Origin of the sequence: Streptomyces amakusaensis (assembly GCF_039532665.1) — a bacterium.
GTDB classification, from domain to species: Bacteria; Actinomycetota; Actinomycetes; order Streptomycetales; family Streptomycetaceae; genus Streptomyces; species Streptomyces amakusaensis.
In genome coordinates, this window is sequence record NZ_BAAASB010000009.1 from 266678 (window position 1) to 287900 (window position 21223).

19 protein-coding genes are annotated in these 21223 nt (G+C 73.6%); 9 read left to right on the top strand and 10 right to left on the bottom strand.

All coding sequences use genetic code 11. The features are described from left to right. Positions 1-35 precede the first annotated feature (35 nt). Positions 36-779: a CbtA family protein gene (locus ABD371_RS18450; RefSeq protein WP_344478256.1), complete on the bottom strand. Its 744-nt coding sequence runs from the start codon at positions 777-779 to the stop codon at positions 36-38. A 46-nt stretch (positions 780-825) separates the two neighbouring features. After that, complete coding sequence (locus tag ABD371_RS18455) at positions 826-1044, bottom strand: CbtB domain-containing protein (protein ID WP_190123629.1); 219 nt, start codon at positions 1042-1044, stop codon at positions 826-828. A gap of 235 nt (positions 1045-1279) precedes the next feature. Here ABD371_RS18455 and ABD371_RS18460 point away from each other — a divergent pair, with 235 nt between their 5' ends. Further along, positions 1280-1885 carry a histidine phosphatase family protein gene (locus tag ABD371_RS18460; RefSeq protein WP_344478258.1) on the top strand — a complete coding sequence of 202 codons (606 nt, stop codon included), beginning with the start codon at positions 1280-1282 and terminating at the stop codon, positions 1883-1885. Here the strand turns inward: ABD371_RS18460 and ABD371_RS18465 are convergent. The 4 genes from ABD371_RS18465 to ABD371_RS18480 form a co-directional block, all read right to left on the bottom strand. Further along, entirely contained in the window at positions 1864-2229 is a 366-nt protein-coding gene (locus tag ABD371_RS18465; RefSeq protein WP_344478259.1) for a hypothetical protein, read from the bottom strand. The genes ABD371_RS18460 and ABD371_RS18465 overlap by 22 nt on opposite strands. 43 nt (positions 2230-2272) lie before the next feature. Beyond that, positions 2273-2770, bottom strand: coding sequence for a hypothetical protein (locus ABD371_RS18470; protein ID WP_344478261.1), 498 nt, complete (start codon positions 2768-2770; stop codon positions 2273-2275). 41 nt (positions 2771-2811) lie between these two features. After that, positions 2812-5559, bottom strand: a complete 2748-nt coding sequence (locus ABD371_RS18475) for a SpoIIE family protein phosphatase (RefSeq protein WP_344478263.1) — start codon at positions 5557-5559, stop codon at positions 2812-2814. Between the two features lie 128 nt (positions 5560-5687). Beyond that, positions 5688-7418 carry an FAD-dependent oxidoreductase gene (locus tag ABD371_RS18480; protein ID WP_344478264.1) on the bottom strand — a complete coding sequence of 577 codons (1731 nt, stop codon included), beginning with the start codon at positions 7416-7418 and terminating at the stop codon, positions 5688-5690. Between the two features lie 232 nt (positions 7419-7650). Between ABD371_RS18480 and ABD371_RS18485 the strand changes: the two genes are divergently transcribed. The 7 genes from ABD371_RS18485 to ABD371_RS18515 all read left to right on the top strand — a co-directional run bounded on the left by ABD371_RS18485 (position 7651) and on the right by ABD371_RS18515 (position 12984). Then, complete coding sequence (locus tag ABD371_RS18485) at positions 7651-8775, top strand: SchA/CurD-like domain-containing protein (RefSeq protein WP_344478266.1); 1125 nt, start codon at positions 7651-7653, stop codon at positions 8773-8775. Between the two features lie 85 nt (positions 8776-8860). Continuing rightward, the gene (locus ABD371_RS18490) at positions 8861-9298 is read left to right on the top strand and encodes a cupin domain-containing protein (RefSeq protein WP_344478268.1); all 438 of its coding nucleotides are present in this window, start codon (positions 8861-8863) and stop codon (positions 9296-9298) included. After that, the gene (locus ABD371_RS18495) at positions 9295-10563 is read left to right on the top strand and encodes a beta-ketoacyl-[acyl-carrier-protein] synthase family protein (RefSeq protein ID WP_344478269.1); all 1269 of its coding nucleotides are present in this window, start codon (positions 9295-9297) and stop codon (positions 10561-10563) included. The genes ABD371_RS18490 and ABD371_RS18495 overlap by 4 nt, the downstream gene beginning before the upstream one ends. After that, positions 10560-11891 (top strand): ketosynthase chain-length factor, encoded by a 1332-nt coding sequence (locus ABD371_RS18500; RefSeq protein ID WP_344478271.1) that lies wholly within the window; start codon positions 10560-10562, stop codon positions 11889-11891. The genes ABD371_RS18495 and ABD371_RS18500 overlap by 4 nt, the downstream gene beginning before the upstream one ends. Then, positions 11888-12148: an acyl carrier protein gene (locus ABD371_RS18505; protein WP_190123621.1), complete on the top strand. Its 261-nt coding sequence runs from the start codon at positions 11888-11890 to the stop codon at positions 12146-12148. The genes ABD371_RS18500 and ABD371_RS18505 overlap by 4 nt, the downstream gene beginning before the upstream one ends. 1 nt (position 12149) lies before the next feature. Then, the gene (locus tag ABD371_RS18510; protein WP_344478273.1) at positions 12150-12629 is read left to right on the top strand and encodes an SRPBCC family protein; all 480 of its coding nucleotides are present in this window, start codon (positions 12150-12152) and stop codon (positions 12627-12629) included. Between the two features lie 16 nt (positions 12630-12645). Then, positions 12646-12984, top strand: a complete 339-nt coding sequence (locus tag ABD371_RS18515; RefSeq protein WP_190123619.1) for a TcmI family type II polyketide cyclase — start codon at positions 12646-12648, stop codon at positions 12982-12984. Positions 12985-13055: 71 nt separating this feature from the next. Here ABD371_RS18515 and ABD371_RS18520 read toward each other — a convergent pair whose 3' ends face one another. The 3 genes from ABD371_RS18520 to ABD371_RS18530 form a co-directional block, all read right to left on the bottom strand. Further along, entirely contained in the window at positions 13056-14135 is a 1080-nt protein-coding gene (locus ABD371_RS18520; protein ID WP_344478275.1) for a methyltransferase, read from the bottom strand. A gap of 81 nt (positions 14136-14216) precedes the next feature. Further along, positions 14217-15311: a right-handed parallel beta-helix repeat-containing protein gene (locus tag ABD371_RS18525; protein WP_344478277.1), complete on the bottom strand. Its 1095-nt coding sequence runs from the start codon at positions 15309-15311 to the stop codon at positions 14217-14219. 89 nt (positions 15312-15400) lie between these two features. Further along, positions 15401-19423 (bottom strand): non-ribosomal peptide synthetase, encoded by a 4023-nt coding sequence (locus ABD371_RS18530; RefSeq protein WP_344478278.1) that lies wholly within the window; start codon positions 19421-19423, stop codon positions 15401-15403. A 280-nt stretch (positions 19424-19703) separates the two neighbouring features. Between ABD371_RS18530 and ABD371_RS18535 the strand changes: the two genes are divergently transcribed. Next, positions 19704-20384 (top strand): DJ-1/PfpI family protein, encoded by a 681-nt coding sequence (locus ABD371_RS18535; RefSeq protein WP_344478280.1) that lies wholly within the window; start codon positions 19704-19706, stop codon positions 20382-20384. A gap of 66 nt (positions 20385-20450) precedes the next feature. On the opposite strand, the gene ABD371_RS18540 is transcribed toward ABD371_RS18535, so the two are convergent. After that, positions 20451-21122 carry an HD domain-containing protein gene (locus ABD371_RS18540; protein WP_344478282.1) on the bottom strand — a complete coding sequence of 224 codons (672 nt, stop codon included), beginning with the start codon at positions 21120-21122 and terminating at the stop codon, positions 20451-20453. Positions 21123-21223 lie beyond the last annotated feature (101 nt).

The window sequence follows — 21223 nt, forward strand, 5'->3', positions numbered from 1 at the left end:
CGAATCCGGGATCCGGGGATCCGGGGGGCCGGGGGTCAGACCGCCGCCGGTACCCGCCTCGGCGACGAGCCCGCCGTGTGGAGCCGTTCGGCGAGATGGCCGAAGACCAGACCGAACACCGTCCACAGCGTCGTCTGGAGGGCGAGCGTCGCGAGCCGGAACTCCCAGACCACGGCCGCCGGGAAGCCCTTGGGCACCTCGTCGAACGACGGCAGGAAGGCGAACGCGAGCCCCACGGCCAGGACGAAGGCGGCCGAGGCGGCCACCGTCGCGTTCCAGTCGCCCAGCCGGGGCGCGAGACGCTTCCCCAGGATCACGGCCGCCACCCCCAGCAGCACGCTGAGCGCGACCATCAGGAAGTACAGCGCCGTCCGCTGCCCGATGGTGTCGGGGTCCCCGACGGCCGGCGGGTTCGGCGGGTACTTCAGAAACGGCACCACGTACACCGTCAGCAGCCCGCCGAACGAGACCAGCGCGGCCGTGGCGCGCGGGCCGAAGCGGCCGACGCGGCCCAGCGCGACACAGTGCGCGAGGGCGGTGAGCCCGCCGACGGCGACACCGAAGAGAAGCACTCCGGTGGCGAGCCCGGCCGTGGACTGGACGGCACGGCTGACCAGTTCCTCGCCGCCGTGCTCATGGCTGTGGCTCTCCTCGAACGCGATGGCCGCGTCCACCGGGCCCTCGCCGATGAAGTACGCCACCAGGAAGGCGGCCGCTCCGGCGATCAGACCCGCGAGCATGCCGCGCACGAGCAGGGCTCTGACAGATATGGAGTTCATGAAGGTTCCCCTGCGACTGGATCCGGACGGCTCTCGAAGACGCTCCCTAGTGGCAGGGGAAGCCGAGCAGATGACGCCCGTCGTGCACCCACTCGTGCACGGTCTCACCGGCGACCAGGGAGACCGCGCCCTGCTCCGCGCCGACGAAGTAGAGCAGGATCAGGGCCAGCAGAGCGGTGAAGACGGCCCAGGGAGCGATCTCCTTGAGCGACAGGGGAGTGATGGCCGGTGTGGCGGCGGTGGCGGGCACAGTGGAATGAGCCATGGCAGAACCTCCTGGGGAACACGCGTCCCGGTCGTGGTGCCTGATGCTTGGTGCGTAAACGAAGGCGGTGGGTCTGACTTCCCGCGCGAACGCGGGTGCACAGTGGCGCGACCGTGCCGGAATCTCACCGGACTTCCATCACGCTTTCGTCATGTCCACGCGACCGTACCGTCTGTGAGCGTGCGCCGCCATGGTGTGAGGTGGCCGAAAATAATGGATTCGGGGAGGGCCGGGGATGACGGTACGACTGACGCTGACGACGCCCGCCGCACGGGCCGGGCGCGAGGTCCGGTTCGCGGTGGACGAACCGCCGGACGAGGCGGGGCTGCGCGCCGCGCGGGCGGCGGCCGGGGCACTGCCGCACCCGGACCGGGCGGTCTGCGGGCCGTCGGCGCGCTGCCGGGAGACGGCCAGGGCGCTGGGGCTGCGCCCGGCCGGGGAAGCCGCCCCGGCCGACTGGGACATGGGCCGCTGGCGGGGCCGGAGCCTGGACGAACTCGGCGCGGCGGAGCCGGATGCGGTGGCCCGCTGGCTCGCCGACCCCTCGGCCGCACCGCACGGCGGCGAGTCGCTGAGCGGATTCCGCGCCCGGGTGGGCGGCTGGCTCGACACCCTCCCGCCCACCGCCGGACGCCTTGTCGCGGTCGTCGAACCCGCCGTGGCCCGCGCGGCGCTGGTGCACGCCCTCGGCCTCCCCGAACAGACCTTCTGGCGGCTGGACATCGCCCCTCTCACCGCCACCGTGCTCACCTCCCGCGCCCCCGGCCGGTGGAATCTGCGCTGCGGCTCCCCGCTCTCAGGCCCGGAGCCCGGCGCGGATCAGCCCGCCGGAGCCGGGTGACCCGGGGCCAGCAGCGGACCCCCGGGGAAATCGGCCCGCCGCAGCGGCACCTGCCGCACGCACTGCGCCGATCCGCACTCGCAGTCGAAGTCCACCACCGAGTCCCCCGCGTCCCCGCGCGCCCAGGGCCGCGCGAAGAACCCCTCGTACTGCCGTACCAGCGCCTCGTTCGCGTACCGCGCCAGCCGGCCGCGCCCCGCCGCGGTGGTCTCCCGGGGAGCGGACGCCAGCACATCGGCGAAGTGCGACTCCACCAGCGCCAGCGTCCCAAGGACACTCCGGTCGCCGGTCGTCTCCAGCCGGTCGCCGCCGTACTGTTCCACCTGGTCCTCGATCTCCCGCACCAGCAGCCGGTACAGCTCCAGCTGCCCGCTCCCCAGCCCCCGGTCAGCCGGGGCCTGTCTGACGGATCAGGCTGGGCTCGCGGGCCCTGGCACCGCGCCTTGCCGCGTTGTCGTCGGTCGCCAATACACCACATTGGCTCCCTCCTCCGCCTTGCAATGCACGGCACCAGACCCCGCTCACTGATCCAGCCTGATCCGTCAGACAGGCCCCGGCCGGCGGCGCTGCTCCTCCCGGGGGGGGCAGCAGCCACAGCGCGTGGGCCCCCGCCGCCGGCGGGGTGACGGGGGTGCCCTCGACCACGGTGAGCGGCACGGTCGGCAGCGCCCGGACATCGTCGGCGATCATCGGGCCGCGCTCGTGGTGCAGCGACATCGCGAGCAGTTCCCCGGGCGGGCGCGACCAGCGCTCGGCGGGGGAGAGCGCCTCGAAGCGCACCGCCGCCGGATGCCCCGCCGCGACGGCCCGGTCCCGGTGCTCCCAGGTGTGCGCGTCCGCGCTGTAGCGGCGCAGCCCGTGACGGCGCGCCAGCAGCCGGGCCACGGTCGTCTTGCCCGCCCCGGGCGGCCCGCCGATCCACAGCGCTATCCCGCGCCCGGAGTCTCCCGGCTCCCGGAGGTCCCCTCCTCCTCGCCCTCCTCGCCCTCCTCGTCCTCCTCGGCGATCGGCTGCTCCGTCCAGATCACCTTGCCGTCCGGGGTGTACCGCGTCCCCCACCGGTCCGCGAACTGCGCCACCAGGAACAGCCCCCGGCCGCCCTCGTCCGTGCTCGCCGCCTGCCGCAGATGCGGCGAGGTGCTGCTGTGGTCCGAGACCTCGCAGATCAGCGTCCGGTCGCGGATCAGCCGCACCCGGATCGGGCCGATCGCGTACCGGATCGCGTTGGTGACCAGCTCGCTCAGAATCAGTTCGGTCGTGAACGCCTCTTCGCCGAGATCCCATTCCCCGAGCTTATGGGTGACCGCGTTCCGCACCTCGCCCACCGCCGAGGGGTCCGACGGCACGTCCCACTCCGCCACCTCCCCCGAGTCCAGCATCCGGGTACGCCCGACCAGCAGCGCGACATCGTCCATCGGGTGCTCGGGCAGCAGCGCGCCGAGCACCGCCTCGCAGATCTCGTCCGGACTCCGCCCGGCCTCGCCCGCCACGGTCTGCCGCAGCAGGGCCAGACCCTCGTCCATGTCCCGGTCCCGGTCCTCCACCAGCCCCTTCGTGTACAGCACCAGGGCACTGTGCTCCGGCAGCTCCAGCTCCAGCGTCTCGAACGGCAGCCCGCCGAGCCCCAGCGGCGGCCCCCCGGGGACGTCCGCGTAGAAGGCCGTGCCGTCCGGGTGGACCACCAGCGGCCGGTGGTGCCCGGCCCGCGCCACCGTGCAGCGCCCGGAGGCCGGGTCGTAGATCGCGTACAGACAGGTCGCGCCCGTGACCTGGACCTCCTCCTCCCCGCTGGCCGCCGCCTCCTGGTCGAGGCGGACCACCAGCTCGTCCAGGTGCCACAGCAGCTCGTCCGGGGGCAGATCCAGCGTGGAGAAGTTGTGCACCGCCGTGCGGAGCCGGCCCATCGTCGCGGCGGCGTGCAGCCCGTGGCCCACCACATCGCCCACCACCAGCGCCACCCGCGCCCCCGGCAGCGGGATGATGTCGAACCAGTCGCCGCCCACCCCGCCGGAGCCACCGAGGCCCGCCTGCGCGGGACGGTAGCGGTACGCCATGTCGAGCGCCGTCTGCTCCGGCAGCCCGCGCGGCAGCAGACTGCGCTGCAAGGTCACCGCCATGGTGTGCTCACGGTCGTAGCGGCGGGCGTTGTCCACACTCACCGCCGCCCGCGCCACTAGCTCCTCGGCGAGGGAACGATCCTCCTCCTCGAAGGCCTCCGAGGTCCGCGAGCGCCAGAACATCGCCACCCCCAGGATCGCCCCGCGCGCCCGCAGCGGAACCGCGATCATCGAGTGGAACCCGGCCGCCACCAGCTTCTCGGCCCGCGCCGGCGACTGCTGCTGCCACCCCGCGTACCCGCCCAGCTCCCGCTCCAGGATCGCCTCGCCCTTCCCCAGGCCCGCGCCCATCCGGGTGGTCGGCAGATAGCGGATCGTCGTCCCCAGCGAGAAGTGCGCCGTGGTCTCGCCCATCCCCGCCGCCGCCACCCGCCGCATGTCCGCGCCCGCCCCCGTCGCCCTGGGCTCCTCACCGCGCAGCACCGTCTCCACCAGATCCACCGTGGCGAAGTCGCAGAACCGGCCGACCGCGAACTCCGCCACCTCCTCGCAGGTCCGCACCACGTCCAGCGTCGTGCCGATCTCGGTGCCCGCGTCGTACAGCAGCTTCAGCCGCGCCTGCGCCACATCCGCCCGGCCGCTCAGCGCCTGGAGCTCGGTGGTGTCCCGGAAGGTCGCCACACTGCCCAGCGAGCTGCCGTCCCGGCTCGTCGGCCGCTGATTCACCGCCAGCAGCCGGTCCCCGACCTGGTGCACCTCGTCGGTGACGGCATGACCCGAGGCCAGCAGCCGGGCGGTCGCCGGATCCAGCCCCAGCTCGGTGACCTGACGGCCCTCCACCTTCGCGGGCAGCTCCAGCAGCCGCCGCGCCTCGTCGTTGGCGAGCAGCAGCCGCCCGTCCCCGCCGACGATCAGCACCCCCTCGCGGACCGCGTGCAGAACCGCGTCATGGTGCTCGTACATCCGGGTCATCTCCTCCGGACCGAGCCCATGGGTCTGCCGCCGCAGCCGCCGGGTCACCAGCGCGGTGCCGCCGGTGGTCAGCAGCAGCACCACCGCCGCCGCCCCGAACAGCAGCGGGAACTGGTCCTCCACCGCCCCGCTCACCCGCTCCACGGTGACCCCCGAGGACACCACCCCGATCACCGTGCCGTCGTCGGCGAAGACCGGCACCACCGCCTGGATCAGCGGGCCGAGATTGCTCGGCACCCGCTCGGTGACCACATGGCCGGCGACCGCCGGCCCGATGTCGCCGACGAAGCGCCCGCCGATCTCGGAGGGCACCGGACTGGTGTAACGGATGCCGTTGGTGTCCATCACCACGATGAAGTCGACGTCCGCGTCCTTGCGGGCGTCCTCGGCGCTCGGCTGGAGGATCGCCGTCGGATTCCTCGACCGCAGCGCCGCGTCCATGCCGGGGGAGTCGGCGAAGGTCTGGGCCACCGCCGTCGAACGGTTGAGCGCCTCCCGCTCGCTGTCCGCGTGCGACTGGAGGACGAGCGCGACGATGCTCGCGCCGACGAGCAGGAGCACGATCGCCACTTGGAGAAGAAAGACCTGCCCGGCCACGGTCCGCATCCTCAGGACCGAGCGTGGGCGACCGTAACGTTCGGCCATGTCCTCTTTCTACACCTCCCGTACCCGGCAGGCTATCCGCGCACCCCGGAACACGGAGGTCACACACGCGACACGCGCCCGCGGTCCCCCGCCGTGCGTGACCTCCGGACGATCCGTCCGACGGGGAATCAGTCCTGATGAGAGCCCGAGGACCCCAGCCGCAGCACCTGCGCCAGCGCCTCGGCGACCGCCTTCTCCGCGTCGAGCGCCCCGCCCGCCGAACGCCAGGCGACGAACCCGTCCGGACGCACCAGCAGCGCGCCCTCCGCCGTCGCGCCGTGCGTCCCGGTCCAGTCGCACCCCTCCTCCGGGACCAGATCGGCCAGCGGCCCGTCACCGATCGCGTACACGTCCAGCGGTACGGACAGCCGTGCCGCGGCCTTGTGCGCCGCGTCCCGCCACACGGCCCCCTCGCCGCAGAGCAGAACGAGTGACCGCTCGTACAGATCGAGCGTCGACAGCCGTACGCCCTCCTTGCGCACCCACAGATGCGGCGCACGGGTGCCGGGCTCGCCCGTCAGCGCCATCCGCTCCGGCACCACCGGGCGCGCCGGGTCGACGCCGACGACCGCGCCGCGCGCGTAGCCGTACCCCATCGCCACCGTCAGCACCCCGCCCCGGGGGCCGCCCGGGGTCACCGGAGCCGCGTAACCGGGATGGCTGTGCTCCGCCGAACGCGCCGACGCGCGCTCGCCCGTCGCCTTCGCCACCGGCTGCCGCTCCTCCCCGTAGGTGTCCAGCAGCCCGGCCCCCGCCCAGCCCTTGAGCACCGCCGCCAGCTTCCAGGCCAGATTGTGCGCGTCCTGGACGCCCGTGTTGGAACCGAAGGCCCCCGTCGGCGACATCTCGTGGGCCGAGTCCCCCGCGAGGAACACCCGCCCCACCGAATACCGCCGCGCCACCCGCTCGGCCGCGTGCCACGGGGCCTTCCCGGTGATCTCCACATCCAGCCCGGGCGCGCCCACCGCCGCCCGGATGTGGTCCCGGCACCGCTCGTCGGTGAAGTCCTCCAGCGTCTCCCCCCGCTCCGGGTGCCAGGGCACATGGAAGACCCACCGCTCCCGGTTGTCCACCGGCAGCAGCGCCCCGTCCGCCCCCGGCCCGGTCAGATAGCAGACGATGAAACGCCGGTCGCCCACGATCCCGGCCAGCTGCCGCGAGGTGAACGTCAGACTCACGTTGTGGAACAGCTCGCCGCTGCCGCTCTGGCCGATGCGCAGCTGCTCACGGACCGGGCTGCGCGGCCCGTCGGCCGCGACCAGATAGTCCGCCCGCACCGTGGTGTGCGCACCGGAGTCGCGGTCCTTGACGAGGGCGGTCACCCCCGTCGCGTCCTGCTCGAAGGAGAGCAGCTCGGCCCCGAACCGCAGCTTCGCCCCCTGCTCCCGGGAGCGGGCCGCGAGCACCGGCTCGATGTCGTTCTGGCTGCACAGACACCAGGTCGACGGGCTGATCCGGGCCAGCCCGCCCCCCGGGTCGATCTCCTTGAACAGCCACTCCTGGTCGTCGCCCGTCAGCGAGCCGGCCTGGAGGATCCCATGGTTGCCGGCGAGGACGGCGGCGGCGTCACGGATCTCCCGCTCCACCCCCGCCCCCCGGAACAGCTCCATCGAACGGACGTTGATCCCCCGCCCGCGCGGATGGGCCGAGGTGCCCGAGTGCTTCTCGACCAGCAGATGCCCGATGCCGTGACGGCTCAGGAACATCGAGGTGGACAGCCCCACCAGGGACCCGCCCACGATCAGGATCGGTACGCGGACGTCCGCGCTCTCGCCGCTGCGGTCGCTCCGAGTGCTCTGGCGGGTCCCGGCGGTCTCGGCGCGCCGGGCGTTCTTGGCGTTCTTGATGGTCCCTTGCATGAAATCTGTGTGCCCGTCACGACCGCCCTTCCCCCGCCCATTCACTCGCATGGTGCCCATCTCTCGCGCCACACGTGGTACCGGACCACGATCGGTTCACGGGAGCGCCCCGGCAGGGGCGCTCCGGCGCACCGCGCGGCGGCCGACCACCGCCCGCGGCCGATTCCAGGTGATGACTGACGACGGGCCACGTCCGTGGCGGCGGCGCGGTCGCGAAGGAGTGTGAACAGGGATGACCACCTTGTCGGAACGCATATCGCAGTCCGCCTTCGACGGCTCCAGACTGCGGGTCGTACTGCTGCTGGACCTCTACGACGGCGCCCAGAAGCAGTTCCTGGAGGCCTATGAGCACATGCGCAACCATGTCGCCTCCGTCCCCGGACACATCAGCGACCAGCTCTGCCAGTCCATCGAGAACCCCTCCCAGTGGCTGATCACCAGCGAGTGGGAGAGCGCCCCGCCGTTCCTCGCCTGGGTCAACAGCGAGGAGCACGTGGAGACCGTCCTGCCGCTGCACAGCTGCGTACGGGACACCCGCTCACTGCGCTTCAGCGTGCTCCGCGAGACCGGGCAGGCCTTCAGCGCCACCCCCGAGCAGCAGCACAAGGGCGGCCTCCAGCCGTCCCCCCGGGTCGGCGACGGAGTGGTGCGCCACGCCCTGACCTTCACCGTCAGGCCCGGCAGCGAGAAGGCCGTCGCCAAGATCCTCGCCGGCTACACCTCGCCGTCCGCCCGGGTCGACGACCAGACCCGGCTGCGCCGCACCTCGCTCTTCATGCAGGGCAACCGGGTGGTGCGGGCGATCGAGGTCCAGGGCGACCTGATGGCGGCCCTGCGCCATGTCGCCCGGCAGCCCGAGGTGCGCGCCGTCGAAGAGGCCATCAACCCCTATCTGGAGCAGGACCGGGACCTGGACGACGCCAACTCCGCCCGGCTCTTCTTCACCCGCGCGGCCCTCCCCGCCGTCCACCATGTGGCCGCCGAGGGACCCTGGCCGGACGAGGCCAACCGGCACGCCCTGCTCTACCGGGCCAAGGAGGAGTGCGGCCTCGCCGTCGCCCGGCTGCTCGCCCGGCAGGACGAGGCCGCAGCCGAGGACCCGGCCAATCCCATCGTCGGCAGCACCGTCTTCCAGCGCGACGACATCGTCGTCCGGCTGATCGACGTCAACGGCCCGATCGACGACCACCCGGCGCTCGCGCTGGGCGTACGGGGCCACCGCAAGGCCGCGGTCCTCGGCCGGCTCCTCGTCGACGGCGCGTCCCTGGTCCGCGGCACCGAGAGGGACATCTCGCGCTTTGTCACGGAGTCGGACATGCAACTGATCACCGACCGGCTCGCCGCACCCGAGTCCTGACCGGGTCCCGGGTCCGGAGTCCCGGATCCCCGACCCGCGCCCGCCCCGCCCGCCAGGCCCCCCGAGGCCAACTGGAGGAAGCAGCATGACCACGCACCGCCCACGCATCGTGGACCTCAGCGAGACCAAGCCCAACACCCGGCGCGGTGGGGACCTGCGCGCCCTGCTCACCCCCACCGCGGTGGGCGCCACCAGCGGGTTCATGGGCCTGGCCATCATCGCGCCCGGTGAGCGCATCGGCGAGCACTACCACCCCTACTCCGAGGAGTTCGTCTATGTGGTCAGCGGACTCCTGGAGGTGGACCTCGACGATGTCACCCACCCCATGCGCCCCGACCAGGGCCTGATGATCCCGCTGAACGTACGCCACCGCTTCCGCAACGTCGGCGACACCGAGGCCCGGATGGTCTTCCACCTCGGCCCGCTCGCGCCCCGCCCCGAACTCGGCCATGTCGACACCGAGGGCACCGAGGCCACCGCCGTGCCGGGCGGCGGCTCCGAACGGTCGGGGGCCGTGTCGTGAACCGCCGGGTGGCGGTCACCGGGGTCGGCGTCGTCGCCCCCGGCGGCGTCGGCGCCCCGGCGTTCTGGGACCTGCTCGCGGACGGCCGCACGGCCACCAGGGGCATCACCCTCTTCAACCCCGAGGGATTCCGCTCCCGGATCGCCGCCGAGGTCGACTTCGACCCCGGCGAGCACGGTCTCGACTCCCGGGACATCGCCCGCTCGGACCGGTACATCCAGTTCGCGCTGGTGGCCGCCGGGGAGGCGATACGCGACGCCGGGCTCGACCCCGGACAGGAAGACCCCTGGCGGGTGGGGGTGTCGCTGGGCACCGCCGTCGGCGGCACCACCCGGCTGGAGCACGACTACGTCGCCGTCTCCTCCGCCGGCGCGCGCTGGGACGTGGACCACCGCCCCGCCGGCGCACACCTCCACCGCGCCTTCTCCCCGAGCACCCTCGCCTCCGCCGTCGCCGAGCGGATCGGCGCACGCGGCCCCGTGCAGACCGTCTCCACCGGCTGCACCTCCGGCCTGGACGCCGTCGGCTACGCCTTCCACGCCATCGAGGAGGGCCGCGCCGACATCTGCGTCACCGGAGCCTCCGACTCGCCCATATCCCCGATCACCGTGGCCTGCTTCGACGCCATCAAGGCCACCTCGCCCAACAACGACGACCCCGAGCACGCCTCCCGCCCCTTCGACGCCAACCGCGACGGATTCGTCATGGGCGAGGGCGGCGCGGTCCTCGTCCTGGAGGAGCTGGAACACGCGAAGGCCCGCGGCGCGACGGTCTACTGCGAGATCGGCGGCTACGCCACCTTCGGCAACGCCTACCACATGACCGGACTGACCACCGAGGGCCTGGAGATGGCCCGCGCCATCGACACCGCCCTGCGCCACGCCCGCCTCGACCCCACCGCGATCGACTACGTCAACGCGCACGGCTCCGGCACCAAGCAGAACGACCGCCACGAGACGGCCGCCGTCAAGCGCTCGCTGGGGGCACACGCCTACGACACGCCCATGAGCTCCATCAAATCCATGGTGGGCCACTCCCTGGGCGCCATCGGAGCGATAGAACTCGTCGCCTGTGTGCTCGCCATGGACCGGCAGACCGTACCGCCGACGGCCAACTACGAGACCCCCGACCCCGAGTGCGACCTGGACTACGTACCGCGCACCGCCCGCCCCAGGAAGCTGCGCAATGTGCTCTCCGTCGGCAGCGGATTCGGCGGATTCCAGTCCGCGGTCGTCATCACCCGGCCCAGTGGGAGGCCACGATGAGCACCATCCGAGCAGGCCGCAGCCGGGACCCGAGCCCTGGCCGCACCCGGGACGGCGGCCCCCGGCGCACCGTCGTCACCGGCATCGGCGTCATCGCCCCCAACGGCATCGGGGCCGACGTCTTCTGGAAGTCCACCCAGGAGGGCATCAGCGTCCTCGACCGGATCACCCGCGAGGGCTGCGAGGCGCTGCCGCTGCGCGTCGGCGGCGAAGTGCGCGACCTGGAGCCGGACACCATGGTCGAGGGCCGCTTCCTCGTCCAGACCGACCGCTTCACCCACTTCGCCATGGCCGCCGCCGACCTCGCCCTCGCCGACGCCCGCCTCGGCCGCGCCGACTACGAGGACTCGCCCTTCGGCATCGGCGTCGTCACCGCCGCGGGCTCCGGCGGCGGCGAGTTCGGCCAGCGCGAACTCCAGGCGCTCTGGGGCAAGAGCCCCCGCTTCGTCGGCCCCTACCAGTCCATCGCCTGGTTCTACGCCGCCAGCACCGGCCAGGTCTCCATCCGGGGCGGCTTCAAGGGCCCCTGCGGAGTGGTGTGCAGCGACGAGGCCGGCGGCCTCGACGCCTTCGCCCATGCGGCCGGGGCGATCTGGCGCGGCACCGACGCGGTCGTCGTCGGCTCCGCCGAGGCCCCGCTCGCGCCCTACTCGGTCGTCTGCCAGCTCGGTTACGAGGACCTCAGCACCGCCGAGGACCCCACCCGCGCCTACCGGCCCTTCACCACCGAGGCCCGCGGCTTCGTCCCCGCCGAGGGCGGCGCGATGCTCGTGGTCGAGGAGGAGTCGGCCGCACTGCGCCGGGGGGCCCGGCCCCGCGCCCGGATCGCCGGGCACGCGGCCACCTTCACCGGACCCTCCCGCTGGGAGGAGTCCAGAGAAGGACTGGCCAGGGCCATCCAGGGCGCGCTCCAGGACGCCCGGTGCGCCCCGGAGGAGATCGACGTGGTCTTCGCCGACGCGCTCGGCGTCCCCGAGGCCGACCGCGCCGAGGCCCTGGCGATCACCGACGCGCTCGGCGCGCACGGACGGCGGGTGCCCGTCACCGCGCCCAAGACCGGCATCGGACGGGCCTACTGCGGCGGGCCGGTGCTCGACGTGGCCGCGGCCGTCATGGCCATGGAGCACGGCGTCGTACCCCCCACGCCGAACGTCTTCGACGTCTGCCACGACATCGACCTCGTCACCGGCAAGGCCCGCCGCGCGCCGCTGCGCACGGCGCTGGTGCTCAGCCGGGGCCTCATGGGGTCGAACTCGGCGCTCGTGCTGCGCAGCGAGGCCCCCGCGCCGCCGCCCCGCAACCCCACCCGACAAGGAGAGAACGCATGACAGACGCAGTGACCCCGGAGGAACTGGCCGGCCTGATGCGGCAGAACGCCGGCATCCCGGTCGAGCCGGCCCAGCTGGCCGACCATCCCGACACCTCCTTCGAGGAGTACGGCCTGGACTCCCTGGGCCTGCTCGGCATCGTCGCCGCGCTGGAGAACCGCCACGGCAGCCCGATGCCGCAGGACGCGGAGAAGAGCCGCACCCCGAGAGAGTTCCTCGACCTGGTGAACACGTCCCTGACCAAGAGCGGAGCCTGAAGTGCCCGGACACACCGAGAACGAGATCACCGTCAGAGCCCCCCTGGACCTCGTCTGGGACATCACCAACGACCTGGAGAACTGGCCCCAGCTCTTCAGCGAGTACGCCTCGGTCGAGGTGCTGGAGCGCCGGGGCGACACCACCACCTTCCGGCTGACCATGCACCCCGACGACAACGGGAAGGTGTGGAGCTGGGTCTCCGAGCGCACCCCCGACGAGCGGAGCCGCACGGTGCGGGCACGGCGCGTGGAGACCGGCCCCTTCCAGCACATGGACATCCACTGGGAGTTCTCCGAGGTGCCCGGCGGCACCCGGATGCACTGGCGGCAGGACTTCGCGATGAAGCCGGACGCGCCGGTGGACGACGACTGGATGACCGACAACATCAACCGCAACTCGAAGATCCAGATGGCGCTCATCCGCGACAAGATCGAGCAGCGCGACCGTGAACGCCGCGCCGCCGCGCCCGCCACGGGCTGAGCGGAGGACGAGCGCGATGACCGAGTCCCCCTTCCCGCACCAGGCGCTGATCGTGGCCCGGATGGCCCCCGACTCCGCCGACGGCATCGCCCGGCTGTTCGCCGCGTCCGACGAGGGCGAACTGCCGCACCTCGTCGGCGTACGGCGGCGCAGCCTCTTCCAGTTCGGCGATGTGTATCTGCATCTGATCGAGTCCGACCGGCCGCCGGGGCCCGCGGTCGCCAAGGTGGTCGAACACCCCGAGTTCCGCGATCTGAGCGACCGGCTGGAGGCCTTCATCAGCCCCTACGACCCGCTCACCTGGCGCGGCCCCAAGGACGCGATGGCCCAGCGCTTCTACACCTGGACGCCGTAGCGACTCCTGAGAAGCGCCCCGGGTCCCTCTCCGCGGAGGGGGACCCGGGGCGCTTCGGCGGTACGGAGGGGTCAGCCGGCCCCGGGGGCCGTGCCGGCGACGACCGCCTCGAAGGCGTGGAGATAGGCGTTCACCGGACGGATGTCGCCCGGCGGCAGCCCCGCCAGGGTCATCCGCTCCACCATGCTCTCCCTGGTGTGCTTCGCGCCGCCCACGTTCAGCAGCAGCAGAAGGTCCATCGCGGTGGTGAACTTCATGGAGGGGGTGTCGTCCACCAGGTTCTCGATCACCACCACCCGCGCGCCGGGGCGGGCGGCGGCGACCACATGGCCCAGGGTGGCGCGGGTGCTGGCGTCGTCCCACTCCAGGATGTTCTTGATGATGTAGAGATCGGCGTCGACCGGGATCGCCCGCCGGCAGTCGCCCGGGACGATCGTCACCCGCCCGGCCAGCGCGCCGCCCGCCAGCAGCCGGGGGTCCGCCTTGGCCACCACGTCGGGCAGATCGAGCAGGGTCCCTCGGACCTCGGGGTGCTTCTCCAGCAGCGAGGCGAGCACATGCCCCTGCCCGCCGCCGATGTCGGCGACCGAGCGGACCCCGGTGAGGTCGAGCAGCTCGGCCACCTCCAGCGCGGACTGCTTGCTGGAGGTGGTCATGGCCCGGTTGAACACCTGGGCCGACTCGTGCGCGTCCTGGTGCAGATACTCGAAGAAGCCCTTGCCGTACAGCTCCTGGAAGACCGGGCCGCCCGCCGGGCGCACCGCGTCGTCCAGCCGGGGCCAGGCCGCCCAGGTCCAGGGCTCGGTGCACCACAGCGCGATGTAGCGCAGGCTCTGCGGATCGTCCTCGCGGAGCATCCTGGACATCTCGGTGTGCCCGAAGGTGCCGTCCGGGCGCTCCTCGAAGACGCCGTAGCAGGACAGGGCGCGCAGCAGCCGGCGCAGCGGCCGGGGTTCCGCGCCGACGGCCCCGGCGAGCTTCTCCGCGCTCGCGGGGACGTCGCCGAGCGCGTCGGCCACCCCGAGCCGGGCCGCGGCCCGCACGGCGGCGGCGCACGCCGCCCCGAAGACGAGTTCGCGCAGCCGCATGCCCGGGGGAGGGGCGGCGTCGACGGGGGCGGTCTGGACCGGTCGGGTACTGAGAGTGGTCATGAGGTCTCGCATCCTTGTGACGGGGTGGAAAGCGCCCGCGCGGGCGTTCGAACGAGGAGGCCCCGGGCTCGGCGCGGCGGCTCAGCACAGTCCGGCGGGCTCGGACGAGGCGCAGGTGTTGCCGGTGAACCGGTTGCCCCCGCCGTCGCCCCGGTGGACCAGATCGGCCCTGCCGTTGCCCTCGACCTCGTTGTTCACGATGACGTTGTCGGTGTTGGAAGCGCCCACCAGCGACTCGAACAGCACGATGCCCCCGGACATGGGCGCGGAGCCCACGTTGTCGCGGATCGTGTTGGAGCGGACGACGGTGGCCTCGGAGCCGGTGAGGACGATGCCCGAGCCCTGGATCACGGGCAGCCTGGCGGTGGCCGGACAGAGCCGGTTGTTCCCGGAGATGTCGTTGGAGCGGACGGTCATCGCCCCGGCGGCGGGCTTGGACTCGTCGCCGACGACGAACATCCCGGCGCAGTTCGCGGTGAGTTCGTTGTCCCGCACGGTCAGATTCCTGACCCGCCGCACGGTCACCCCGATCCGGTTGCCGCTCGCCCTGTTGCCCGCGATCACCGCGCCGCCCTGGTCGGTGGCCCCGCCCTCGGCGTCGACGGCGTTGGCGAGGAAGATGCCCGCGTCGCCGTTCTCCCGGACGGTGTTCTCCCGGAACGAGCCCCGGACCGAGCGCTGCTGCGCCAGCCCCCAGACGCCGTTCTTCTCGGAGACCACCTGCCGTACCGAGAGCCGGTCGGTACGGGAGGCCCACAGGCCGTGGCCCTTGAAGCCCCGCAGGGTGAGCGAGCGGACCGAGACCCGCTCGACGTCCGCGCCCTCGGCGCCGGTCACGCACACGCCGTGGCCCGCCCGCGCACAGCTGTTGGCGTCCGCCGCCGCCGGCTGGGCCGCCGGGACCAGCACGGTCGCGGGGCCCGAGCCGCGCAGCGTCAGCCGCGCCGTGGTGATCAGCACGCTCTCGCGGTACGTGCCGGGGGCGAGGACGACGGTGTCCCCGGGTTTCGCGGCGTCGACCGCCGCCTGGACGGACTCCCCGGGGCGTACGGTGTGCCGCTCCGGGCTCTCGGCCGCCGGCGCGAGGCCGACCCCCGAGGCCACGGCGGCGGCGACGGCCAGCAGCCGTCCGAGCTTCCTTCTCTGTCGCTTCTGGTGCTTTTGTCGTAGTTCCATGAGGCGAAGCTATGGGCGTTCATGAGGGCTCGCCACATGGAGTAGCCGGATGGGCGCGCGGGCCGCCCTCCCCGATCCGCCCGGCTGCCTCAGCCCGCGCGGCCCCGTACCGCCTCCAGCACGGTCGGCGCGACCGCGGCCAGCGCCTCCGGACGGGTCATCCCCAGCCGGACGCACTCCACCGGGGTGTTCCGCACCGTCCCGGAGACATACGGCAGCCAGCCCCGCCAGCCGGGACCGGACCGCTCCGGCTCCCGCGCGGCGGTGACGAAGCAGAGGTCGCCCCGGAAGAGTCCGGGCTCGAACCGGCTCGCCAGCAGGGCGTTGTTCACCGAGGACCGGTGCACGGCGGCCAGTTCGCGCTCGTCGAACTCGACCGGCACCCCGGCGGACCGCCGCAGCCCGACGCCCCGCGCCCCGGGCCCCGCCCCGGGTCCGGGCCCGGTCTCCGTACGCCCCGGCGAGCCGTCGAGCACGCACAGCAGCCCGACCTCCTCGCCCTGCCGCTGGAGGCGCACCGCGATCTCCTGGGCGACCAGCCCGCCGAACGACCAGCCGAGCAGATGGTAGGGACCGTGCGGACGCACCGCCCGGATGTGCTCGACGTGCCCGGCCGCCATCTCCTCGACGCTCCCCGGCAGCAGCGCCGGATCGGTCAGCCCCGGATCCTGGAGCCCGTACACCGGAACCCCCGGCCCCAGCAGCCTCGGCAGCCCCGCGTAGCACCAGCTGATCCCGGCCGCCGGATGGACGCAGAACAGCGGCGCGCCCGTCCCCGCCGTCCGCAGCGGGAACAGCGTCTCCAGACCGCTCAGGGCAGGCCGCCCCGCCCCCCGCTCCGCCATCGCGGCGGCGAGCCCCGCGGGCGTCGGCGCGTCGAAGAGCCGCCGGACCGGCAGCTCCACCCCCAGCGTCGAGCGGATCCGCCCGATCAGCCGGGGCGCGAGCGCCGAGTCCCCGCCCAGCGCGAAGAAGTCCTGGTCCACCCCCACCGCGCCGGCCCCGAGCACCTCCGCGAACAGCTCGCACAGCAGATGCTCCCGCATCGTCCGGGGCCGCCGCCGCGCCGCCGCGGCCGGCCGGGGCCTCGGCAGCGCCCGTACGTCCACCTCGCCCTCGGCGTCCCGCGGCAGCCGGTCCACCACCACCAGCGCGGCGGGGACCAGCGAGTCCGGCAGATAACGGGCCAGATGGACCCGGACCGCCGCCGGATCCGGCTCCTCCCCCCGGCCCGCGGGCACGAGATAGGCCGTCAGCCGGCGGTCCCCCGGACGGTCCTCGCGCAGCAGCACGGCGGCGCGGGAGACCTGGGGATGGGCGGTGAGCGCGGTCTCGATGTCGGCCGGCTCCACCCGGCGGCCCCGGACGGTGATCTGACGGTCCGCGCGCCCGAGGTGGGTGAGGGTCCCGTGATGGCTCCAGCGGGCGAGATCGCCGGTACGGTACATCCGCTCGCCGGGACGGAAGGGGTTCGCCACGAAGTGCCCGGCGGTCAGCCCCGGCCGGTGGAGATACCCCCGGGCCAGCGAGGGACCCGCCAGATACAGCTCCCCCGGGACACCGGGAGGCACGGGGTTGAGCCGGCCGTCCAGAAGATGCACCCGGGTGCCGGGGAGCGGGCGGCCGATGGGCGGCGCGGCGGGCCAGGTGCGCGGATCCCCGGTGAGGAGCGCCGCCGTGGCCTGGTGGGTCTCGCAGACGCCGTACTGGTTCTCCAGCACCACCCCCGCCAGACCCGACAGCAGATCCACCGTCTCCGGGGCCAGCCGCAGCGCCTCGCCCGACACGCTGACATGGCGCACCGCCAGCGCCGAAGGCCGCTCGCTCCAGGCGACGGCCAGCCGGTCGAGCTGGGCGGAGGACAGCCGCACCCGCTCCACGCGCCGCCGCGACAGCAGCTCCAGCAGCCGCGCCGGATCCTGCCGGGCCCCGTCCCCCACCAGCACCAGCCGCCCCCCGCGCAGCAGGGTCACGAACACCTCGGGCAGCGACACGTCGAAACCGTGCGAGGCCAGCTGCGCGCACGAGCGGGCGGCCAGCCCCCTGGTCCGCAGCCGGTGCCCGTCGAAGCGCAGCACGCTCCGCAGCGCCTGCCAGGTCAGGGCGATGCCGCCGGGCGGGCCCGCCGGGCCCGGGGCGGGCACGATCTGGGCGAGGGCGTCCAGGTCCCGGGGCACGTCGGGCGGGGTGACGGGACGGCCGACGGGCGCGCTCCCGTCGTGGCGGAGCACGGGCAGAGCGCCCGTGGGCAGCCGGGGGGCGTGCGCGGCGTCGGTGAGGACGAGCCGTACGCGGGCGTCCCGGAACACCGGGGCGAGCCGCCCGGCGGGCAGCGCCGGGTCGAGCGGCAGACAGGCCGCCCCGGCCTTGAGCACGGCGAGGAGGGCGGTGACGGCGGCGAAGCCCCGGTCCAGACAGATCGCCACGACGTCCTCGGGCCGGACCCCGTGCCCCGCCAGCAGCCGGGCGAGACGGTTCGCCCGGACGTCCAGCTCGCCGTAGCTCAGCTCCTCCCCGGCGTACTCCAGGGCCACCGCCGCCGGATCGGCGCGGACCACCTCCTCGAACCGGTCCAGCGGGTGCCCCTCGTACTCCTCCGGCCGCCCCCGGTCGTTCCACACCCGCAGGATCCGGTCCCGCTCCTCGGCGTCCAGCAGCGGCAGCCGCGCGACGGTACGGCGCGGACCGGCCGCGACCCCGGCGCACAGGGTGACGAAGTGCCGGGCCAGCCCGCGCACCGTCGCGGGCTCGAAGAGATCGGTGCTGTAGCGGAGCGTCCCGCGCGTGGTGCCGGGGCCCTCCGTCAGCTCCAGCTCCAGATCGAAGCGGGCCAGCCCGAGATCGGCGCCTGAGCGCTCGACCGACCAGCCCGACGGCGCGGGACGGCCGCTCTCCCGCCCGTACGCGAAGAGGATCTGGAAGACCGGATGACGGCTCAGATCCCGCTCCGGGGCCAGCTCCTCCACCACCCGGTCGAAGGGGACGTCCCCATGGAGCCGGGCGTCCCGCACCAGACGCTCCGTCCGCCCCAGCAGCTCGGTGAAGGCCGGATCCCCCCGCCAGGTCAGCCGCAGCGCCACGGTGTTGACGAGGAAGCCGATCAACTCCTCGGCCCCGGGCCCCGACCGCCCCGGCTCGGGGCAGCCGACGACGATGTCGCCGCCGCCCGTGTACCGCGCGAGCAGCACCTGGAAGACGGTGAGGAAGACCGCGCGCGGCGACGCCCCGTGCTCCCGGCCGATCGCGCGCAGCGCCTCGGCGGTCGCGGCCGGGACCGTGAAGTCCAGCGTCCGGCCGCGCCCGCTGAGCGCCCGGGGCCGGGGCCGGTCGGCGGGCAGCGCGGGCGAGTCGGGGGCCCCCGCCAGCAGCTCCGTCCAGAAACGCAGCCGCTCCCCGGCCTCTTCCCCCGCCAGCCAGGAGTTCTGCCGGGCCGCGTGGTCCGCGTACTGGACCGCCGGCGGGGGCAGCGGCGAGGGCAGACCCGCCGCGTACGCCTCGTACAGCGCCGACAGCTCCCGCCACAGCACCTCCGCCGAGCGGTCGTCGGCGACGATGTGGTGCAGATGGAGCGCGAACCGATGGCGGTCCTCGGCGACCTGGAAGAGCTGCGCCCGCAGCAGCGGTCCGGCCGTCAGATCGAAGGGCCTGGCGGCCAGCCGCCGGACCCGGCGCAGGGCCTCGTCCTCCGCCCCCCGCAGATCGTCGGTCTCCAGCACGAACACGGCCGAGGGGCTCACCACCGGGCGGGGGCGGCCCTGGGCCCCGGTGAAGGTGGTCCGCAGCACCTCGTGCCGGTCGCAGACCTCCCGCAGCGCCCGGGCCAGCACCTCCGCGTCGACCCGGCCCTCGATCCGCCACACCGCGGTGACGTTGTACGCGGGCGAGCCCGGCGTCAGCTGGTGGGAGAACCACAGCCGCCGCTGGGCGCAGGACAGTTCGCCCGCCGTGCCCGGAGGCCCGTCGCCTGCCGCCGTGGGATTCCGGACTCCCGTACGAGGGGTGAGAAGCCGGCCGGCGGGCGATTCCGCTAAGCCGCCGACGCCGCCGGCATCGCTGACATCGTGCCGCCGCGCGTCGTCGCCGATCGCTCCGTGCATCCTCTTACGCTCCATCAGCCGACGGTGACAGCGGGGAAACTCGAAAAGATGTGCATATCTGAGCCTCCGTCGGGAACATAGCGATTTCCACGGTCCAGAAGCATTCGCGATGATATCTGCCCACGCGATTCCCTGATCCGGGATGCGGTCGCGGCGCACCCCGCCGCCCGCTCCCCGGTCTGGCCACATCCCATCGAACAGGGTCATTTTTGCCACTGTCCGGCCGGAGAGCGGGCGGCATACGGTCGGTCCGAGATCGCCGAACAGGGCGTGAAAAACAAGGAGATGGCGCGAAATGCTCGCTCAGATAGTGCTCTTCGACGGATTCGACCCCCTGGACGCGCTGGGGCCGTACGAAGTGCTGTTCGCCGGAGGACTGTTCACCAACGGCGACCTGAAGGTCGAACTCGTCACCGCCGAGGGCCCCCGGGACGTCCCCAGCGGCACACCCCCGCTCTCGGTGCGGGCGACCGCCCGGCTCTCCCCGGAACGGGCCGATCTGATCGTGGTCCCGGGGGCGGCCGGCCGTATCGACGCCCCCGACGACTCGGAACTCGCCCAGCGGGTCGACAGCATCGCCCACCACCTGGAGCGGGCCCTCGCGAGCGAACTGCCGGGCCTCCTGCGGGACGCCGTGGAACGCCCGGACACCACCGTGGCCACCGTCTGCGCCGGCTCCCTCGTGCTCGCCGTGACGGGCCTGATCGCCGGCCGCCACGCGACCACCCACCACACCTGGGACCGGAATGGCCTGGCGCGCCTGGCCGAGCACGGCGTCACCCCGGTCGAGGCGCGCGTGGTGGACGACGGCGACCTGGTGAGCGCCTCGGGCGTCGTCTCCGGCGTGGACCTCGGCCTCCACCTCCTGGAGCGCTTCCACGGCCCCCGGGTCGCGCGGGCGGCCGAGAAGCTCCTCGGCCACGACCGCCAGGGCCTGGTCTGGCGGGCCGAGGGCCCCGAGCCCCACACCGTCTGACACCGCACCGCCCTCCCCGGCGGGACGGCCACCGGGACAGGGGGGCGGGGCCCCGGCCCGCCCCGGTCACCGTTCCGCGGTGGGCCGGTCGCCCCAGACCCCGCGGCCGATCAGGTCGTACCAGTCGGGCATCGTCCCGGGCGGCAGATGGCGGCGGAGCAGCTCGCCGGGGAAGGACAGCGGGCTTCCCTTGAGCGGGTTGTCCAGGGCCTGGGCCACGATCGCGTCCGTCAGGGCGTACGCCAGGTTCTCGCGCGGGAACGCGGCGTGGACCCGGTCGGCGAAGCCCTCGGGCAGCTCCTCGCGGTTCCGGCCGGTGATGTCGACCCCGATCCCGGCGTGACAGAGCGCCACCTCCGGACCCTTGCGCCGGGCGAGCCCGGCGGACGTGTGCAGCGCGATGGCGTCCCACACGACCGAGATACGGTCCTCGGACATCCCGTGCTCCCGCAGGAACCGCTCGGCGAGATCCGCGCCGTCCGCCTCGAAGCGCTGATCGCCGTTGCCCTCCTCCGAGAGCCCGATGTCATGGAGCACCGTGGCGACGAACATCAGCTCGTCGTCGTAGTCGCGGCCGGGCCGCAGCCCCCGGCGCTCGCCCAGCGCCCTGCCGTAGAGATAGCCGCGCACACTGTGCCGGAAGACGAACGGCTCGGTCAGCTCCTCGGTGTAGCGCAGCGCCGCGACGGCGAGTTCGGTGTCCGGCAGGGCGAATCCCTCGTACGGATCACTGGTCATGAGGCTTCTCCTGGATGGATGTCGGGCGCGCGGTGCTTCACCGCGGCGGCTGACTCGATCCTGTTGCCCGCGGCCGACCCCCGACAGCGGCCAGAATGCCG

Coding starts and splice junctions, on each gene's coding strand:
- ABD371_RS18455 (WP_190123629.1), bottom strand. CDS start 1,044: ATGGCTCATTCCACTGTGCCCGCCACCGCCGCCACACCGGCCATCACT.
- ABD371_RS18540 (WP_344478282.1), bottom strand. CDS start 21,122: ATGACCAGTGATCCGTACGAGGGATTCGCCCTGCCGGACACCGAACTC.
- ABD371_RS18535 (WP_344478280.1), top strand. CDS start 19,704: ATGCTCGCTCAGATAGTGCTCTTCGACGGATTCGACCCCCTGGACGCG.
- ABD371_RS18500 (WP_344478271.1), top strand. CDS start 10,560: ATGAGCACCATCCGAGCAGGCCGCAGCCGGGACCCGAGCCCTGGCCGC.
- ABD371_RS18480 (WP_344478264.1), bottom strand. CDS start 7,418: ATGCAAGGGACCATCAAGAACGCCAAGAACGCCCGGCGCGCCGAGACC.
- ABD371_RS18450 (WP_344478256.1), bottom strand. CDS start 779: ATGAACTCCATATCTGTCAGAGCCCTGCTCGTGCGCGGCATGCTCGCG.
- ABD371_RS18505 (WP_190123621.1), top strand. CDS start 11,888: ATGACAGACGCAGTGACCCCGGAGGAACTGGCCGGCCTGATGCGGCAG.
- ABD371_RS18485 (WP_344478266.1), top strand. CDS start 7,651: ATGACCACCTTGTCGGAACGCATATCGCAGTCCGCCTTCGACGGCTCC.
- ABD371_RS18460 (WP_344478258.1), top strand. CDS start 1,280: ATGACGGTACGACTGACGCTGACGACGCCCGCCGCACGGGCCGGGCGC.
- ABD371_RS18475 (WP_344478263.1), bottom strand. CDS start 5,559: ATGGCCGAACGTTACGGTCGCCCACGCTCGGTCCTGAGGATGCGGACC.
- ABD371_RS18520 (WP_344478275.1), bottom strand. CDS start 14,135: ATGACCACTCTCAGTACCCGACCGGTCCAGACCGCCCCCGTCGACGCC.
- ABD371_RS18515 (WP_190123619.1), top strand. CDS start 12,646: ATGACCGAGTCCCCCTTCCCGCACCAGGCGCTGATCGTGGCCCGGATG.
- ABD371_RS18490 (WP_344478268.1), top strand. CDS start 8,861: ATGACCACGCACCGCCCACGCATCGTGGACCTCAGCGAGACCAAGCCC.
- ABD371_RS18530 (WP_344478278.1), bottom strand. CDS start 19,423: ATGGAGCGTAAGAGGATGCACGGAGCGATCGGCGACGACGCGCGGCGG.
- ABD371_RS18525 (WP_344478277.1), bottom strand. CDS start 15,311: ATGGAACTACGACAAAAGCACCAGAAGCGACAGAGAAGGAAGCTCGGA.